The following is a 16,090-nucleotide window of genomic DNA, read 5'->3' on the forward strand; positions in this document are numbered from 1 at the left end:
CGCCCCATTCCCGGCGTGAACGCCCCTTCCAAGTGCAAAAATTCTCCGTATAGTGCGCCGTCGCCTTCGGATGCGCCGACCTCACAAGGTCTGGCGCGTGCTGAAGACCAGGGCATGATCCTTGCCTGAGCCATAACGCAGCCCATCACCCCGGCGCTGCGTTTGCCGAAAACCCTATCCGGGTAGCCGGTCCGATGCTGGAGATACACGATGTCTACCGAACCCGTCACCCTGATGGTGGCCCGCCGTGTGCGTGATGGCCGCTACCAAGATCTACTCGCCTGGCTGCACGAAGGCGAACAGCTGGCTGCGGATTTTCCCGGCTACCTCGGCTCCGGCGTGCTGGCCCCGCCGCCCGGAGACGACGAATTCCAGATCGTCTTCCGCTTCGCCGACGAACAAACCCTCGACACCTGGGAGCACTCCGCTTCACGCCGGGCCTGGTTGCAGCGTGGTGGCGAATTGTTCGGCCAGCCCCACGAGCAACGCGCTCGCGGCATCGACGCCTGGTTCGGCGGCGTCGACAGCCCAACACCGCCTCGTTGGAAGCAGAGCGTGGCGATCTGGTTGGCGTTCTTTCCCGTGTCGCTGCTGTTCAACCTGTTGTTTGGCGGCGCACTCAGCGAGCTCAGCCTGGTAATGCGCATCCTGGTTTCCACGCTGGCGCTGACGCCGCTGATGACTTATCTATTCATCCCACTCTCCACCCGCCTGCTGACCGCCTGGCTACAGACACCGCCTCGCCCGCGCGTTCGCCACGGCAAACAAGCGGCTCCTGTCCGCTGATCGGAACAGCCCACAAAGATATTGTCGCCATTCGTCTGACGCCATTAAAGTGCCATCTAGGTGAGCCGATAGCCGATTGATGCCCGCGTGCTCAGCCCTCGGTACTTCTCGAGCCGATACGCAGGTGTTTGAAAGCAGGCGAGCACCGCCACGCCCCGCCGGGAAACCAAGGGCGAGGTCGGGCAGTGCCATAGCGAATGGAGCAATGGATGAACAACAAGAACCTGGGCTCTTCTTACAGCCGACGCCTCGGCGTCGCGGCGCTGGTCGCCCTCGGCCTGATGTTTCCATCGACCGGCGTTCGCGCGGCGCAGACCCTGACGCTGCTCAACTGGGAGGAATACCTGAGCGAAGCAGTAATACAGCGCTGGCAGGATGAAACCGGCGTGGGCATCCAGCAGATCTATTTCGACAGCGGGGACAAGCGCGACGAGATCCTTGCCAAACCGGACCATCAGATCGACATTGCCTTGACCGAGCTGATCAGCTCCGATCGATTCGGCCAACGCGGGCTGCTCGAGCCCATCAGCGACACGCCACTACCCAATCTGAGCAACGTCTCGCAGCGCTGGCGTAACAGCTGCGGGCGTTACAGCATGCCCTACCTGTGGGGCACCCTGGGCATCGCCTATCGCGCGGATCGCCTCGCCGAGGCGCCGCAATCCTGGGCTGAACTGTTGCAGCCGACCGAACGCGAGAAGCCGCACATCATCATGATGGAAGATCACGAGGATATTCTCGCCGCACCGTTACTCTTCCAACGGCGCTCAATCAACACCTCGAATAATGACGAACTCAAGGCGGCGTTCGAGCTGCTCCGGGCGCAGGCCAGCGCTGTGTTGACCTACGAATACGCAATCACCTCGCTGGGGCGGCGGCGCTACCTCGACCAGGCCGACATGGCGCTGGCCTACAGCGGCGATCAGCAGGTACTCAACCAGACCGAGGGCATCGAAGGGGAGCCCTGGCGCTATGTAGTGCCCCAAGAAGGCACGTTGCTGTGGGTCGATTGCCTGTCGATTCCGGCAAGCACGCCGAACAAGGACCTGGCCTACCGCTTCCTGAACTTCATCAGCGATCCCGAGATCGCCGCATTGAACGCCACCGAACTGGGCGTCGCGACTCCCAACGCCGCGGCCCGAGCCCTGTTGCCGGACGCGATCCGCCAGGATGTGACCATCTATCCGCCAGAGGACGTACTGGAGCGCAGCCAGACGTTCGAGACGCGCCCACCGCAAGCCACGCAGACGCGGCGGCGCATCATCAGCGCACTGATAAACGCCCATGACGCTCGGTAAGCGCGCGCTGCTGGTGATCTTTCCGGTCATCCTGATCATTCAGCTGCTGGCCGCGACCACTGCCTACCTGACCCAGCGGGCTTCCCTGTTCGGCCTCGAAGAGGCGCGTCTGGCACAACAGTTGTCCATGCTGAAGTCCGCGTACCTGGACTACGAGGCGTTCAACCGCAGCGTGCTCAACTCGATCATGGAGAGCGAGGCGCTATTGTTGTTTCTGCGCGAGACCAATACCGGCTACCGCAACGAGACGCTGGGCTTGCGTATTCAACAAAGCATCCGCTCATTGTCCACAAGCCGGCTGTCCTTCGTCTCGTTCGCCATCGTCCAGCCCGACGGTGAGGCGGCGTATTACTTCGAAAGCAGCCTGTCGCCATTCGCCACCATGAGCGCCAGGCAGCAACAGCTCGTTCGCGAGGCCAGGCAGGCTGCCGACACGGGCACTATGAGCTACCTGGACGGCGCCGATGGCGGACCGCTACTGCTGGACACCGACTTTCTGCTGTCGGCGTCCAACAGCCGGCCATTACCAAGCCAGCGCACGGAGGCCTTTGCCGTGCAACTGGCCGTGCGACCGGACCGCTTCGTCGCGCTGAAGCAGCGCCTGGAAAAGGAATACGGCGCGCAAATCGAGATCGCCTCCAAATTGCCGTCGGCCCCGCCGGGTCTGTCAGCCGATATCGAGCTGTCACGTTCGCTGCATGCACGGCTGACGCCGCCGGCCGATTACATTGCCGCACGTCTGCAAACGCTGAGCCTGGCCTTTCTGGTCGGCGGCTCGCTCATCTGCCTGATATCCATCGGGCTCTTGTTGTTGCTGATCCGCCGCTACATCACCGACCCCATCAGCCACCTCGACAGCCAGCTCACCGACCTGCTGCTGTGCAAGCGCGACGCCCTGGACGAGCCCAGCGACGGCGGTGAGATCGGTCGCCTGACACTGAACATGAAGACCCTCCACGAGCGCAACACCGCCGCGCTGCAGCGTATCCAGGAGATTTCCTGGACCGACAGCCTGACCCACATCAGCAACCGTGCCCACTTCGGCGTACTGGCCACCGCCATGTACGATCAGTGCGCACAAAGCGGTCGACAGCTGGCACTGCTGTTTCTCGATCTGGACGATTTCAAGCAGGTCAACGACCAGCACGGCCACGATGCAGGCGATGCGCTGCTGCAAATCTTCGCCAAACGCGTGCAGGGCGTGCTCGAACATCACCACCAGACCCACCCGGACACCGAGGCCGCGTTCGCCCGCCTTTCCGGCGACGAATTCGCCGTACTGCTGATGGCCGATGCCGGCAACGATACCTTGCCGGCACTCACCGACGCGTTGCTGGGCCTGTGCCGAGGCGGCTTTCACTTGGACGATCGCATCTATCCGGTGAGCGTCAGTATCGGCACTGCCCGCTATCCCACCGATGCCAACACGATCACCCAATTGCTGACCCGTGCCGACACCGCGATGTATCAGGCCAAGGCCGAGAGCAAGAACGTCGCGGTGGCCTTTTCGGCGGAGCTCGAGCAACGCAACCAGCGCATCCGCCTGGTGGAGGAACAGTTGCGCCTGCTCGATGGCGACGAGCAGTTCCGCCTGGTTTACATGCCTGCGGTGGATCGCCAAGGGGCCGTGGCCAGCTGCGAAGTGCTGCTGCGCTGGCATTCGCCGTTGCTGGGCACGGTATCGCCGGGAGAGTTCATTCCTATCGCCGAGCGCGCCGGGCTGTTTCCGAAGATCGACAGCTGGGTGATCGACAATGCGTTGGCGGGCTACCCAGAACTGGTTCGTCTGTTTGGCGAGGGGGTGATTCTGGCGATCAACGTGTCCTCGGCGCAGCTGACCGATGACCGTTTGTGCAACTACCTGATCGAGCGCGCCGCGCATTACCGCATCTGCCCGAACCGCATCGAGATCGAACTCACCGAGACCTACGCCGCCGAGCTGAGCCGTAACACCATGGAAGTGGTGCACGCGATCCGCATGGCCGGCTTCCGAGTGGCCATCGACGATTTCGGTGTCGGTTACACGTCGATCCAGCAATTGCTCGAATACCCGGCCGATACCATCAAGCTGGACATGGCGATCGTCGAACGTCTGACCCGTACTGAAATGCAGGAGAGCCTGAAGGCGATCATCGCGTTCTGTCAGGCCCAGGGCAAACGGGTCAATGCCGAAGGCGTGGATACGCTGGAAAAGCAGTCCGCATTGTTGCAGGCCGGCTGCGATCTGTTTCAGGGTTACCTGATTTCACCGCCGCGCTCGGTAACCGCATTGCTTGAATGGGTGGCGATCCGCAATCGCTCGGCCGAACTGCAGCTGGAACCGCAGATGGTCGCCCTGCGCTGACAGGCGCAGGGGGGCTAATCGGGTGCGGCATCAGGATGCCGAGCCCCGCTCGAAGCCGCGAACCATGGGCGAAGTTAACGGCTGACTTACGCCTCGTCCTGCTCCTTCTCGCCCAGCCGGCGATACAGGGTGCGCCGACCGATCCCAAGCAATGCAGCGGCACGTCGTTTGTTGCCCTCGACCCGCTCCAGCACGTGACGGATGTAGCGCATTTCCAGCTCGTCCAGCGTAGGCAGCAAGGGCCCGTCGATCATCAGCCCGAGCAGTTCATCCGAGCGGGCTTCGGGCGCGGTCTCCTGGTAGCTGGCGATGCGCGTTGGTAGGTGCTCCAGCTCGATGCTGCGGCCATGACAGAAGGTGACCGCCCGCTCCATGGCGTTCTGCAGCTCACGCACATTGCCGGGAAAGGGGTAGCGCCTCAGCTGTTCCAGGGCTGTGCGCGACAGACCGCGCACCGGCCGACCGTCGCGCGCAGCGAAGCGGGCGACGAAGCCGGCGGCGAGCAACTCGCGGTCCTCCTCGCGATCGCGCAGCGGCGGCACCTGGAGGATGAAGGTTTCCAGGCGAAAAAAAAGGTCTTCGCGAAACGACTCGCGGCCGGCAGCGGTTTCCAGCGGCCGGTTGCTGGCCGCGATGATGCGCACATCGACGCTCAGTTCGCGCTCGCCGCCCACTGGCCGAATGGTGCCCTCCTGCAATACGCGCAGCAGTTTGGCCTGCAGCGGCAACGGCATTTCGCCAATTTCGTCGAGGAATAGCGTGCCACCGTCGGCCTGCTGGAACAGCCCTTTGTGCGCGCGGCTGGCACCGGTGAAGGCACCGGCCGCGTGACCGAAGAATTCGCTTTCCAGCAGCTCGGCCGGCAAGCCTGCACAGTTGATCGCCAGGAAGGGTCGTTGCGCCCGTTCGCTCTCAGCATGCACAGCGCGAGCGACCAATTCCTTACCGGTGCCGCTTTCCCCAATCACCAGCACAGGCCCGGCGGCACGCGCCAACTGCCTGATCTGGTCGAACAGTTCCCGCATCACCCGACTGCGGCCAAGCATGCCGTGGAAGCGGTCATCGCTGAGCAGTTGCTGAAAGCGCCGCACCTCGTCGCGTAGCCGCCGCGTCTCCAGCGCGCGCGACACGGCAAGCCCGAGGTGTTCGAGATCCAGCGGCTTGGTGAGGAATTCATCGGCGCCCTCTTTCAACGCCGCCACCGCCTGCTGGATGCTGCCGAACGCGGTGATCACCACAAACGCCGGCGCGGCCTGCATCGCCTTGACCCGCCGCAATAGCGCCATACCATCAGCGCCCGGCAACCGCAGGTCACTTATCAGCAGTTCCGGCTCCCAACTGTCGAGCAGCGGCACGGCGTCCTCTGCGCTCGCCACGGCACGCACCTGCAGTGAGCGATCCTCCAGTTCTTCGACCAGCAACTGACGCAGGCTGTCGTCGTCCTCCACGACCAACACCCGCTGCGGGGCGATTTCATCCATTTGCATGAGTGTCATCCTCATTGGCGAGCGCCAGGGAAATACGAAACGCCGCGCCACCCAGCGGGCTCTCGACCAGCTCGAGACGGCCACCGCACTCGGCCACTACGCCATGCGCAACGGCCAGTCCGAGCCCACTGCCCTTACCCACCGGTTTGGTGGTGAAGAACGGCTCGAACAGCGCGGCGCGGTGTTGCTCGGCCACACCCGGCCCGTCGTCCTCGACTTGAAAGATCAGGCAATCGGCTTCCTGCCACCAGCGCAGCACCACCCGTCCGCCCGGACTGGCCTGGGCCGCGTTGCGCAGCAGGTTGGTCAACGCCTGCTCGAAACGTGGCGGGTCCACCTCGCAATACAGGGCAGCCGCTGGTGCCTGGAGCTGCAGCTCGACCTTCAACGTGGCCAGCTCGTCGGCCACCGCGGCGGCCGACGAATGCGCCAGCACATCGGCGGGCATGCGCCGTGGCGGGCGGCCGGCAGCGCGGCCAAAGTCCAACAACTGACGGACGATCTCGCTCAACCGCTGCACCTGACTGCGGATTTGCAGCAGCCCCTTGCGCTGGCCGTCCTCCAGCGTCTCACTGCGCAAGACGCGCTGGGCCTTGCCATCGATGACGCTGAGCGGGCTGCCCAGTTCATGCGCCACGCCTGCAGCCAAGCGGCCTACCGCCGCCAGTTGCTGAGTGCGCCGCAACCGACTCTCGAGTTCCGCCTCGCGCGCCTTCTGCTCGGCCATGCGCTGCTCGGCGTCGGCGATACTGTCGAGCATGCGGTTCAGTGCGCGGCCGAGCACGGCGATTTCCTGCGGGCCACTGCGCGGCGCGCGATGCTGACGATCACCGGAGGCGACCCTCGCCATGCTCTGCGTCAGTTGCTGCAAGTGGCGCCCGATCGCCGACCAGTGGCCGAGCAGAACGATGCAGACCGCGGCCAGCGCCAGCACCGCGGCGGAAATACCCGCGATCATGCGCAAGCGCCGGGTATCGCTCTCGAAATCGTTCCAGCGCCGGGTGACCTGCAACAGGCCGTTGATGCGCCCGCCACTTTGTTCAAGTGGGAGAAAATAGGAATAGACCTCGCGCCCGCGGATGCGCTGATAACCACCGCGACGCTTACCGTCGGCCGTGAGTTCCTGAATGGAGGACTGATCCTGATCCGGTTCGATGGCCCCGGCAAAAGCCACCAGCTCGCCCTGATCGTCATAGAGATAGGCGCCGTAGACGCGGCCGACGCCGAGCACCGACTCCAATACCTGCTGTGAGGTGCGGTCGTGCTGCTTTTCCAGGCTGTCGCTGAGTGGCAGCCGAACCGCCCGCGCCACCAGTTCGACCTCTTCCTGCAAACGCCGCTCGCTGTTGCGCTCGACCGTCCACAGCAGCAGATAGCTGAAGCCGAGCATGATCGCCACCAGGGGCACCACTACCTTCAACAACAGCGCGCCGCGTAACGTCGAAGTTCTTTGCCAAACTGCTACATGTGCCATTCTGGCACGATACAGGTCGTGTCCCACAGCGTCGAGGGCGTCAGGACGGATGGAGAAATGTTTTTGGTATCAATAGCTTGGAACTAACGACCCGGTCTGGCATGGCTGATGCACTGCGCCTTGTGTCTTTTAAATCGCAGGATGAATCGCACATGACCAAGCTAAACGCCCGCCTCGTTTCCAGCCTCGCCGCCCTTCTTATCGCCGCCAGTGCCTCTCAGGTAGTGGCGCAGGAAGCGAATCAGGCGCCGGCCACACAACCCGCACCCGGGGTGCAGGCAGCAGACATCAGCGACAAGAAGCTGGAGAAGTTCGCCGACTCGCTGGGCGAGATCATGGAGATCCGCGAGGATTTCACCGCCAAGCTGGAAAAGACCGGTGACCCAGCCGAGGCCCAGCAGTTGCAGCAAGAAGCCAACGAGAAAATGATGAACACCGTGGTGGAAAACGACCTCAGCATCGAGGAATACAACGCCATCAACCAGGCGGTACAAAACGACCCGCAACTGCGTGACCGGGTCATTGCGATGGTTCAGAACTAAGCGATCGCAGGTTCAACGAGCCCCGCCCGCATCGGCGGGGCTTTTTTCGGTCCGGGAAAGGGCCCGGCGAACAAACCGTCCGATCAGTTACCGCGCAGCGCCAGCCCCTTGAGGAAGTTGCGCAGCAGCTGGTCGCCGCAGACCCGGTAGTTGCTGTGCCCGACCTTGCGGAACAGCGCGCTGAGCTCCGGCTTGGATACCGGAAAGTCGGCCGCCTTGAGGACTGCGTGCATGTCGTCTTCCTTCAACTCGAAGGCTACGCGCAGCTTCTTCAGCACCATGTTGTTGGTCACCGGCAACTCGATCGGCGGGGTCGGACGGCTTTCGTCCTTGCCGCGCTTGTAGATCACCAGGCCATCGAGAAAGTGCGCCATGACTTCGTCGCTGCAGAGCTTGTAGCCCTCCTCGTCATCTTTCTTCAGGAAGGCGACCATATCGGCTTCGCCAACTTCGTAGCCGGCCAGACGGGTGATCTCGACGAGCTTCGCGTCGCTTACGTTCAGGATGTAACGCAGGCTGCGCAACACATCGTTATTGACCATGGGCAATCCTTCTTCGTGGATGAGAGCGCGCGACGCCGCGGCTCGATCTGTTGATTCGTTGCGAGCGGCCGTCAAACGGTCACCGGCGGGTCGGTCTGATGCCAGCAATGAAAGCAGGCCGGCCTGAATGGGCCGCGAGTATAGAGGATAGGCAGGGCATTTCAGGAAAATGCTGCGATCAATGCCCACGGCTGGGCAATGCGCGCGCGTGCTATTGCGGCAGCTCGACACTGACCTTGATCGCCGCGTACCAGGCGGCCAGATTGGCGATGTCGTCATCGCTCAGGCCGGCGGCGACGAGCGACATCTGTGGATGCTTGCGCTCACCGCTGCGAAAGGCCTTGAGCTGCCGTACCAGATAGAGCTCGCCGTTGCCCGCCAGATTCGGTGCATCGGCGACCTTGCTCAATCCGTCGAGGCCATGGCAGGCCGTGCACATCCCGGCCTTGGCTTGCCCAGCATTGATATCCGCCGCCCTCGCCTCGGTCGTGAACAGCAGCGTCAGCAGCATCAGCCAGGGTACGAGCATCCCGCCGCGACGATTTCTAACCATACGAGTGTCTCCCGTGAACGACGCCGCCGAGCTCGGATGAGCGAACCAGACGGCCAGGCAGAAAAGGTTGACGTCAGTCCGAACCGCCCTCGTAGGAAATCCGATAGATCGCCCCAGCAGTGTCGTCACTGACCAGCAGCGAGCCATCCTTCAGCTGCGCCACATCGACGATGCGGCCGTAGTATTCGCCGGTTTCCTCGTCCAGCCAGCCTTCAGCGAAGGGCTGCGTCTCGCCGGCCGGTGCCGAGCCATCGGCGGGAAATGGGGTGAACATCACCCGCGCACCAGCCGGCACGGTGCGATTCCAGCTGCCCCGCTGCGCGCTGAACAGGCCACCGCGGTATTTCTCTGGAAACATCTTGCCGGTATAGAAGAGCAACCCCATGTCGGCCGCATGAGCCACGGTTTCCACCACCGGGAAGGTCAGGCCCTCCGGCGGAGTCTCGTCGGCGTACTCAGTGGTGCGTACCTGACCGCCGCCGTACCAGGGCATACCGAACTTCATCCCGGCCTTCGGCGCGTGATTAATTTCACCGGGCGGACTGTCGTCGCCCATGCCATCCACCTGGTTGTCGGTGAACCACAGCTCTTTACTGGTCGGGTGGTAAGTGATCCCCACCGAGTTGCGTATACCGGTGGCATAAACCTCACGTTTGCTACCGTCGCGCTCCATGCGCACGATGCCGCCAATGCCGTGCTGGTTGTACAGCTCGAGCTTGTCTTTCGGCGGCACGTTATGCGGTTGGCCCAGAGAGACGGTGAGTCTGTTGTCCGGCCCCACGGCGCACACCCGCGCGCCATGGTTGTAGCTCTCCTCGTCGGTCGGGATCAGCTCGCCGGTCGGCACCACGATATCGGCCGCGACATCCGGACCTTCGTAGAAAAATTCCGCCGCCGGAAACACCAGTACGCGGTTGTGCTCGGCGACGAAAAGGAAACCGTCCGGACTGAAACAGGGCCCTGGCTGCGTGAAGGAAATCGCCGGGGCGAAGCGCTTCACTTCATCGGCGGTGCGGTTCTTGGTGCGATCGGTGACCGCCCAGAGATCGGTCTTGCGCGTGCCGACGAACACCACGCCGCTGGACGGCCCCACCGCCATGTGCCGCGCGCCGGGTACCACCGCGTACAGCTCGATCTTGAAGCCTTCCGGTAATTTGATGCGTTTAAGGTTCTGGCGAATGGCATCGGCGATCTCGCCGTCCTGCGGCACGGTCTTCATGTCGAGCGACTGGCCGGTCGTCTTCATCGACCGCATGCGCTCCAACGCTTCGTCGCTGGCGGGCGCAGCCAAGGCAGCTCCAGCCACACACATGGCAAAGGCGATCAAGCTAACGGGAGCATATTTCATGGGCACCAACCTCATTGAGGAATCGTCTCGCTGGACGAGGTTTATTGTTGTGCTCGGCGCCTGCGCAGCTGCGCGCATGAACTACATTGAAACGTGAGCTATATCACAGCGTAGCGTCATCCCAGGCCATTACCAGGCGACTGCATCAGCGCTCCTGCTGCTCCTCGACCCTAAAGCAATTGCGTCGAAGACGACTGCTGCTCAGTAAATGGTCCGTCAAGCTTGCAATGTCCTATTTCAAATTATTTCAGAGCTGCCGCTTCGAGCTTGTTGAATCAATAACCAGAAAAGGAAAATGAGCATGAGAAAAGCCGCACTTGCGATCGGCGTAATGATTGCCTGCGCCAATGCCTGGGCCGTCACGCCAGGTACGCATTGGGATTATTCGGGCGAAGCAGGTCCGCAGAACTGGGCGAAACTAACTCCTGAATTCCATTCCTGTGCGGGGCAGAACCAATCGCCCGTCAACCTGGACGGATTCATCGAGGCAGAACTTACGCCATTGAAGCTGGACTACACCGCTGGTGCGAGCGAGGTCGTCAATAATGGTCACACCGTGCAAGTGGCTTACGAGCCAGGGAGCACTCTCACCCTGGACGGCAAGCAGTATCAGCTCATCCAGTTCCACTTCCACATGCCCAGTGAAAACCAGATCAAGGGACATTCTTATCCGTTAGAAGGGCATCTGGTTCATTCCGATGAGATGGGACACCTTGTCGTGCTCGCAGTGATGTTCAAGGAGGGCAAGCAGAACACCGTGCTGGCCAGCCTCTGGAACACCCCGCCGGCCGAAGGCACAAAGCAGCTCTTGCCGCAGCGAGTGAATATCGGAGACATGCTGCCAGCCGATCTGGATTACTACCGCTTCAACGGCTCACTCACCACGCCGCCCTGTTCGGAAGGGGTCCGCTGGCTGGTTCTCAAGCAACCTATCGCGGCATCCCTTGCACAGATCGAAGCCCTCACGAAGGCCGTCGGACATGCCAACAACCGTCCGCTACAACCCGTTAACGCGCGAACGATCCTGCAATAGATCAACTCGCTCAGCCGGGCGTCGCATCAGCGATGGCCGGCTCGTTCGTGGCATTCCGAATTCATGACAGTGGGAGCCGTCACCGCTACACTGCGCGCCGCGCAAATCGTCGGTTTACGCCCGCTCACCTCACCTCTGCCGGGGCTACCGGCCAGGACTCGCCATGATTCGCATCAACGAACTGCAACTGCCGCTCGATCACCCCGCCGAGGCCCTGCGCCAAGCCATCGTTGCGCGCCTGAAGATTAGCGACAACGAGCTGCTCGACTTCAGTGTATTCAAGCGTAGCTATGACGCGCGCAAGAAGAACAGCGAGATCACCTTCGTCTACATCATCGACGCCAGCGTAGCGAACGAAGACAAAGTGCTCGAACGCCTGGCCGATGACCGAAATATCCGCGTCTCGCCGGACACCGGCTATTACCCTGTCGGCACGGCACCCGAGGGGCTGAACGAACGTCCGCTGGTGATCGGTTTCGGCCCGTGTGGCCTGTTCGCCGCGCTGACGCTGGCGCAGATGGGCTTCCGGCCGATCGTGCTGGAACGCGGGCGTGATGTACGCAGCCGCACCAAGGACACCTGGGCACTATGGCGCAAGAAAGTGCTGAGCCCGGAATCCAACGTGCAGTTCGGCGAAGGCGGCGCCGGGCTGTTCTCCGACGGCAAACTCTACAGCCAGATCAAGGACCCGAAGTTCTACGGCCGCAAGGTGATGCACGAGTTCGTCCGCGCCGGCGCGCCGGAAGAAATCATGTTCGTCAGCAAACCCCACATTGGCACCTTCCGCCTGACCGGCGTCGTCTCGACCATGCGCGAAGAAATCAAGGCGCTGGGCGGTGAGGTGCGATTCGACAGCCGCGTGGTCGATTTCATCATCGAAGACGGCCGCATCCAGGGCGTGCGCATGGCCAGCGGCGAAGAGCTGCGCAGCCGCTATGTCGTCTTGGCGCTCGGCCACAGCTCACGCGACACCTTCCGCATGCTCCACGAGCGCGGCGTCTATATCGAGGCCAAGCCCTTCGCCGTGGGCTTTCGTATCGAGCACCCGCAGTCACTGATCGACCAGGCCCGCCTGGGCAAGTATGCCGGGCACCCTGAACTGGGCGCGGCCGACTACAAGCTGGTCTACCACGCCAAGAACGGCCGAGCGGTCTATAGCTTCTGCATGTGCCCGGGCGGCACTGTGGTGGCGGCGACCTCCGAGCCCAACCGCGTGGTCACTAACGGCATGAGCCAGTATTCGCGCAACGAGCGCAACGCCAACGCCGGCATCGTCGTCGGCATCAATCCGGATGAAGATTTCCCCGGCGGTCCGCTGGCTGGCGTCGAGCTGCAGGAACGATTGGAATCGCGCGCATTCGAGCTGGGCGGTAGCGATTACTGCGCGCCGGGGCAGCTGGTGGGCGACTTCATTCGTGGCCGGGCGTCGAGCGCATTCGGTGAGGTCGAGCCGTCCTACAAGCCGGGCGTTCGGCCGGGCGACCTGGCACCTTCGCTTCCCGACTACGTGATCGAGGCCATTCGCGAAGCACTGCCGGCCTTCGGCAAGCAGATCCGCGGTTTCGATCGCGCCGACGCGGTGCTTACCGGCATCGAAACACGAACCTCTTCACCGGTGCGGATCAAGCGCGACAACGAGACCCTGCAAAGCATCAACACCCGCGGCCTGTATCCGGCCGGTGAAGGCGCCGGGTACGCCGGCGGCATCCTCTCCGCCGGTGTCGATGGCATCAAGGTCGCCGAAGCGGTGGCCACCGCGATGCTGGCCGACCTGCAGGGCTGAGCGAGACGGGCGTAACGTCGGCAGCGCCGGCCTCGTTCAGCGCTGCCCTGCCATGAGGCGGGCTACTGTCCCATCCGCTTGCAGAGACTCGAAAGCCGCCTGGGTGCGCAGCACCACGTCCTCACTGCTTTGCAGGCTGTAAGCCATATAAAGGCTCGTGGCGGTGTTGAGAGTAAGGACGCGCTCCAGACAGCCATCAGCGAGCCCCTCCTCAGTGCAGAACATCCTGACGCCTTGTTTCGACATCGGTACCAAATCGACCTGACCGTTGCTCAGGAGCTTGAAGCTGTCTGCGTTCGAGACAGTTACCACCAGTTTGGTAAATCCCTCGTCCTGCAGATAGCGATAGCGGACATCCCCGCGCAACGCCCCGATACGGTACTGCTTGGCATCCTCCAGCTGCGCGATCTGGACGTCTTTCCGTGAGGGCAGCCGGTACAGGTGGTAGTCGATTCGCAGGATTTCTCCGGCCCAATGAAACTGACCTTCGCGCTCGGGGGTGCGAGCGATGAGATAGATCAGCACGTTCGGCTCGCGCAGCGCCATGTCATAGGCCCGTGCCCAGGGATACAGGCCAATGCGGTAATCATCCAGACCCGCACGCGCAAGGGTTGCCTCCACCACCTGGGTCGCTGGACCGACCACCCGGCCCTGTCGCAGGTAACTGAACGACGTCTCTTCAGTGACTACACGGATTGTCTCTGCCTGAACGCAGGGCACCAGGCAGGTCCACAGCAAGGCGATACGAACGACAAACGGGAGCATCATATGAGCCTCGGTATCTTAGTCGGCAACCCGATCGCGGCCCTGCGCCTTGGCCCGATAGAGGGCCTCGTCGGCGCTGTGCAGCAAGAGGTCGAAATGATCCATGGTTTCGGCATCGAGTGCGGCAACGCCAATGCTCAGCGTCACCTGTGACGAAACCGGTGAGTCGCCATGGGGCAGGGCCCGCTCGGCCAACCGTTGTTGCAGGCGTTCAGCCGCGCGCCTGGCACTGTCCCGATCCGAGCCTGGCAGGAGCACCACGAACTCCTCGCCACCCAAGCGCGCAACTAACTCGCCGGCCCGACCAAAGGTGTTCGTCAGGGTCTCGGACACGATCTGCAAGCAGCGATCACCGGACGCGTGGCCGTGGGCATCGTTGTAGCGCTTGAAATGGTCGACGTCGCACATCAGCACCGCCAAGGGCTGGCCCAACCGAAGCGCACGACGAAATTCGACCTCCTTGATCTCGTCGAAATGTCGACGATTGGCCAGCCCGGTCAGCGGGTCGCTGCGCGACAGCTCTTCGAGCAACACGTTGGCGGCACTCAACTCGATGGTACGTTCTTCGACCAATTCGGCCAGGCGATCTCGATGCGCGGCTAGCGCCAGCTCATCCAGATGTTGTCGTTCGAGGTATGCCGAAAGTTTCGCCTGCAGGCCGTTGACGCCGGATTCCAGCAGGCTCAGCTCATCGTGGCGCTTCAAGGGGCGCTCGAGTCGCAGGGTCTGATCCAGATTCTCAGGCGTCAGGAGAGTCAGGTGACGGGCAATCCGGCGCACATGCAGAGTGACGCTGCGGTTGAACATCCACATTATCAGCCCGGCCAGCAAAAGCGACTGGATGACCTGGGTGATGACAATATTGGTGATCTCATCAATCAGCCGCTCCCAGAGCAGTCCTTCGTTTCCTTCTAGCTTCAGCTCGCCCACCGTCTCAAGGGCCCCCGGATAAGGCTCGTACGTCAGGGAATGCTGCAACGTCGGCGCTCGGTGCCGAACCTGCTGCTGCGCGCGCTCGCGCTGAATGATTTGCGGCTCGCGCCCTGCACGGATGATCTGCAATTCGACGCGACCGACCGGGGCCGCCTTGGCGACGCTGTCGATCTGCGTCCGCAGTGCATCGCTGTCCATTTCCCAGATCGCCTTGGCCAGGTTGCTTTGAAACACCTGATCGATCAGCACCAGCTCCGCATTCATCGCCGCCAGGCTGGTCTGCCAGGCCGACCAGGTCCGCACCCCGACAGTGACCAGCGTAAACAGCAGGCAAAAGCCGAGCGTGGCCAGCACCAGACGACGTCCGAGCGAGCCAGTCCGTCGCTGCAAAAGGGCTGCGGGGTCAGGACTGTCGTGCGCGTTCATTTCAGCCATTTAGCGGCGATCGCGTCATAGCGACCATCAGCGCGTACACGCGCCAAAGCCTGGCGGAACTGCTCGACGCGCTCATCCGAGGTTTTGCGGCTGAACGCCAAACACAGTCCATTGGTGCCACCGAGGTCGTCCAGGCTTAACTGAGGGACGGCAGCTTCGTTTGGATTACCGCTGCCCTGGCGCACCAGATAGTGAGCGTTGAGCTCGTTGGAAATCCATAGATCTACCCGCCCGGCCTTGAGCTTCTGGTAGTTGTGTTCGTATTTATTGCTCGACTGCAGATTGCGCCCCACGGCAAAGCCGTTGCTGATCAGATACTGCTCTCCGACATCCTCCTTGACCGTAGCGATCTGATATTGCTTTGCGTCCTCAAGGCTCTTCAGATTGAAGTGCATGCCAGGTAGCGAGAACAGGTACCAGCGCGTCGGCGCGATGACGCCCACCCACTTGAACAGCGCCTCGCGCTGCGGAGTTCTGGCAATTGAATAGATCAGCACGTTTTCGGTATTGAGCGCGATGTCATAGGCGCGCGCCCAGGGCATCGATTGAATACGCGCGGTTTCCCCAAGCTCTTCCAGAACGGCCTCTACCACCTCGGTGCCCATGCCGGTCAGCTTGCCGTCGATGGTCATGTTGTAGGGGGGCAGCTCTTCGGTGACCGCGGTGATTGCATGGGCATAGGTGAGCGCGCTATAGGCCCCGGACACTAGCAGGACAAGGGCGACGCTCAGATCGCGGAGACAGGACGAACGCATGCAGTGTCCTCG

Annotated in this window: 14 protein-coding genes; 6 read left to right on the top strand and 8 right to left on the bottom strand. The window is 62.4% G+C overall.

The genetic code is table 11. The annotated features are described in order from the left end of the window. The first annotated feature begins 210 nt into the window (after positions 1-210). From ACL0K2_RS11950 to ACL0K2_RS11960, 3 genes are all read left to right on the top strand, one after another. Positions 211-786 carry an antibiotic biosynthesis monooxygenase gene (locus ACL0K2_RS11950; protein ID WP_045160277.1) on the top strand — a complete coding sequence of 192 codons (576 nt, stop codon included), beginning with the start codon at positions 211-213 and terminating at the stop codon, positions 784-786. Positions 787-995: 209 nt separating this feature from the next. After that, positions 996-2,084 carry a spermidine/putrescine ABC transporter substrate-binding protein gene (locus tag ACL0K2_RS11955; protein WP_045160276.1) on the top strand — a complete coding sequence of 363 codons (1,089 nt, stop codon included), beginning with the start codon at positions 996-998 and terminating at the stop codon, positions 2,082-2,084. Next, entirely contained in the window at positions 2,071-4,428 is a 2,358-nt protein-coding gene (locus ACL0K2_RS11960) for a putative bifunctional diguanylate cyclase/phosphodiesterase (RefSeq protein WP_045160274.1), read from the top strand. The genes ACL0K2_RS11955 and ACL0K2_RS11960 overlap by 14 nt, the downstream gene beginning before the upstream one ends. An 86-nt stretch (positions 4,429-4,514) precedes the next feature. On the opposite strand, the gene ACL0K2_RS11965 is transcribed toward ACL0K2_RS11960, so the two are convergent. Together ACL0K2_RS11965 and ACL0K2_RS11970 are read right to left on the bottom strand one after the other, a co-directional pair. Beyond that, positions 4,515-5,909 carry a sigma-54-dependent transcriptional regulator gene (locus ACL0K2_RS11965; RefSeq protein ID WP_045160346.1) on the bottom strand — a complete coding sequence of 465 codons (1,395 nt, stop codon included), beginning with the start codon at positions 5,907-5,909 and terminating at the stop codon, positions 4,515-4,517. Continuing rightward, positions 5,902-7,389, bottom strand: a complete 1,488-nt coding sequence (locus ACL0K2_RS11970) for an ATP-binding protein (RefSeq protein ID WP_413042722.1) — start codon at positions 7,387-7,389, stop codon at positions 5,902-5,904. The genes ACL0K2_RS11965 and ACL0K2_RS11970 overlap by 8 nt, the downstream gene beginning before the upstream one ends. A gap of 152 nt (positions 7,390-7,541) precedes the next feature. On the opposite strand from ACL0K2_RS11970, the gene ACL0K2_RS11975 reads away from it, so the two are divergent. Continuing rightward, complete coding sequence (locus ACL0K2_RS11975; RefSeq protein ID WP_413042723.1) at positions 7,542-7,931, top strand: DUF4168 domain-containing protein; 390 nt, start codon at positions 7,542-7,544, stop codon at positions 7,929-7,931. 83 nt (positions 7,932-8,014) lie between these two features. On the opposite strand, the gene ACL0K2_RS11980 is transcribed toward ACL0K2_RS11975, so the two are convergent. The 3 genes from ACL0K2_RS11980 to ACL0K2_RS11990 all read right to left on the bottom strand — a co-directional run bounded on the left by ACL0K2_RS11980 (position 8,015) and on the right by ACL0K2_RS11990 (position 10,374). After that, the gene (locus ACL0K2_RS11980; RefSeq protein ID WP_045160271.1) at positions 8,015-8,473 is read right to left on the bottom strand and encodes a DUF1456 family protein; all 459 of its coding nucleotides are present in this window, start codon (positions 8,471-8,473) and stop codon (positions 8,015-8,017) included. Between the two features lie 211 nt (positions 8,474-8,684). Then, positions 8,685-9,002 carry a c-type cytochrome gene (locus tag ACL0K2_RS11985; protein WP_045160270.1) on the bottom strand — a complete coding sequence of 106 codons (318 nt, stop codon included), beginning with the start codon at positions 9,000-9,002 and terminating at the stop codon, positions 8,685-8,687. A 97-nt stretch (positions 9,003-9,099) separates the two neighbouring features. Next, complete coding sequence (locus tag ACL0K2_RS11990) at positions 9,100-10,374, bottom strand: PQQ-dependent sugar dehydrogenase (protein ID WP_413042724.1); 1,275 nt, start codon at positions 10,372-10,374, stop codon at positions 9,100-9,102. A 301-nt stretch (positions 10,375-10,675) separates the two neighbouring features. On the opposite strand from ACL0K2_RS11990, the gene ACL0K2_RS11995 reads away from it, so the two are divergent. Continuing rightward, positions 10,676-11,407, top strand: a complete 732-nt coding sequence (locus ACL0K2_RS11995; protein ID WP_413042725.1) for a carbonic anhydrase — start codon at positions 10,676-10,678, stop codon at positions 11,405-11,407. A 163-nt stretch (positions 11,408-11,570) separates the two neighbouring features. Further along, positions 11,571-13,190, top strand: a complete 1,620-nt coding sequence (locus ACL0K2_RS12000; RefSeq protein WP_413042726.1) for an NAD(P)/FAD-dependent oxidoreductase — start codon at positions 11,571-11,573, stop codon at positions 13,188-13,190. A gap of 36 nt (positions 13,191-13,226) precedes the next feature. Here ACL0K2_RS12000 and ACL0K2_RS12005 read toward each other — a convergent pair whose 3' ends face one another. The 3 genes from ACL0K2_RS12005 to ACL0K2_RS12015 are packed head-to-tail and all read right to left on the bottom strand — an operon-like array spanning position 13,227 to position 16,078. After that, on the bottom strand, positions 13,227-13,958 hold the full coding sequence (locus ACL0K2_RS12005) for a substrate-binding periplasmic protein (protein ID WP_413042727.1): 732 nt from the start codon (positions 13,956-13,958) through the stop codon (positions 13,227-13,229). A 15-nt stretch (positions 13,959-13,973) separates the two neighbouring features. Continuing rightward, positions 13,974-15,323 (bottom strand): diguanylate cyclase domain-containing protein, encoded by a 1,350-nt coding sequence (locus ACL0K2_RS12010; RefSeq protein ID WP_413042728.1) that lies wholly within the window; start codon positions 15,321-15,323, stop codon positions 13,974-13,976. Continuing rightward, positions 15,311-16,078, bottom strand: a complete 768-nt coding sequence (locus ACL0K2_RS12015) for a substrate-binding periplasmic protein (RefSeq protein ID WP_413042729.1) — start codon at positions 16,076-16,078, stop codon at positions 15,311-15,313. The genes ACL0K2_RS12010 and ACL0K2_RS12015 overlap by 13 nt, the downstream gene beginning before the upstream one ends. Positions 16,079-16,090: the final 12 nt, after the last annotated feature.

The organism is Pseudomonas sp. YJ42 (genome assembly GCF_047225135.1).
GTDB classification, from domain to species: Bacteria; Pseudomonadota; Gammaproteobacteria; order Pseudomonadales; family Pseudomonadaceae; genus Stutzerimonas; species Stutzerimonas stutzeri_E.

Bases quoted from the DNA above. Each gene is read 5' to 3' on its own strand.
- ACL0K2_RS11965 (WP_045160346.1), bottom strand. From the start codon at position 5,909: ATGGATGAAATCGCCCCGCAGCGGGTGTTGGTCGTGGAGGACGACGAC.
- ACL0K2_RS11960 (WP_045160274.1), top strand. From the start codon at position 2,071: ATGACGCTCGGTAAGCGCGCGCTGCTGGTGATCTTTCCGGTCATCCTG.
- ACL0K2_RS11955 (WP_045160276.1), top strand. From the start codon at position 996: ATGAACAACAAGAACCTGGGCTCTTCTTACAGCCGACGCCTCGGCGTC.
- ACL0K2_RS11975 (WP_413042723.1), top strand. From the start codon at position 7,542: ATGACCAAGCTAAACGCCCGCCTCGTTTCCAGCCTCGCCGCCCTTCTT.
- ACL0K2_RS11980 (WP_045160271.1), bottom strand. From the start codon at position 8,473: ATGGTCAATAACGATGTGTTGCGCAGCCTGCGTTACATCCTGAACGTA.
- ACL0K2_RS12000 (WP_413042726.1), top strand. From the start codon at position 11,571: ATGATTCGCATCAACGAACTGCAACTGCCGCTCGATCACCCCGCCGAG.
- ACL0K2_RS11990 (WP_413042724.1), bottom strand. From the start codon at position 10,374: ATGAAATATGCTCCCGTTAGCTTGATCGCCTTTGCCATGTGTGTGGCT.
- ACL0K2_RS11985 (WP_045160270.1), bottom strand. From the start codon at position 9,002: ATGCTCGTACCCTGGCTGATGCTGCTGACGCTGCTGTTCACGACCGAG.
- ACL0K2_RS11970 (WP_413042722.1), bottom strand. From the start codon at position 7,389: ATGGCACATGTAGCAGTTTGGCAAAGAACTTCGACGTTACGCGGCGCG.
- ACL0K2_RS11950 (WP_045160277.1), top strand. From the start codon at position 211: ATGTCTACCGAACCCGTCACCCTGATGGTGGCCCGCCGTGTGCGTGAT.
- ACL0K2_RS12010 (WP_413042728.1), bottom strand. From the start codon at position 15,323: ATGGCTGAAATGAACGCGCACGACAGTCCTGACCCCGCAGCCCTTTTG.
- ACL0K2_RS12005 (WP_413042727.1), bottom strand. From the start codon at position 13,958: ATGATGCTCCCGTTTGTCGTTCGTATCGCCTTGCTGTGGACCTGCCTG.
- ACL0K2_RS11995 (WP_413042725.1), top strand. From the start codon at position 10,676: ATGAGAAAAGCCGCACTTGCGATCGGCGTAATGATTGCCTGCGCCAAT.
- ACL0K2_RS12015 (WP_413042729.1), bottom strand. From the start codon at position 16,078: ATGCGTTCGTCCTGTCTCCGCGATCTGAGCGTCGCCCTTGTCCTGCTA.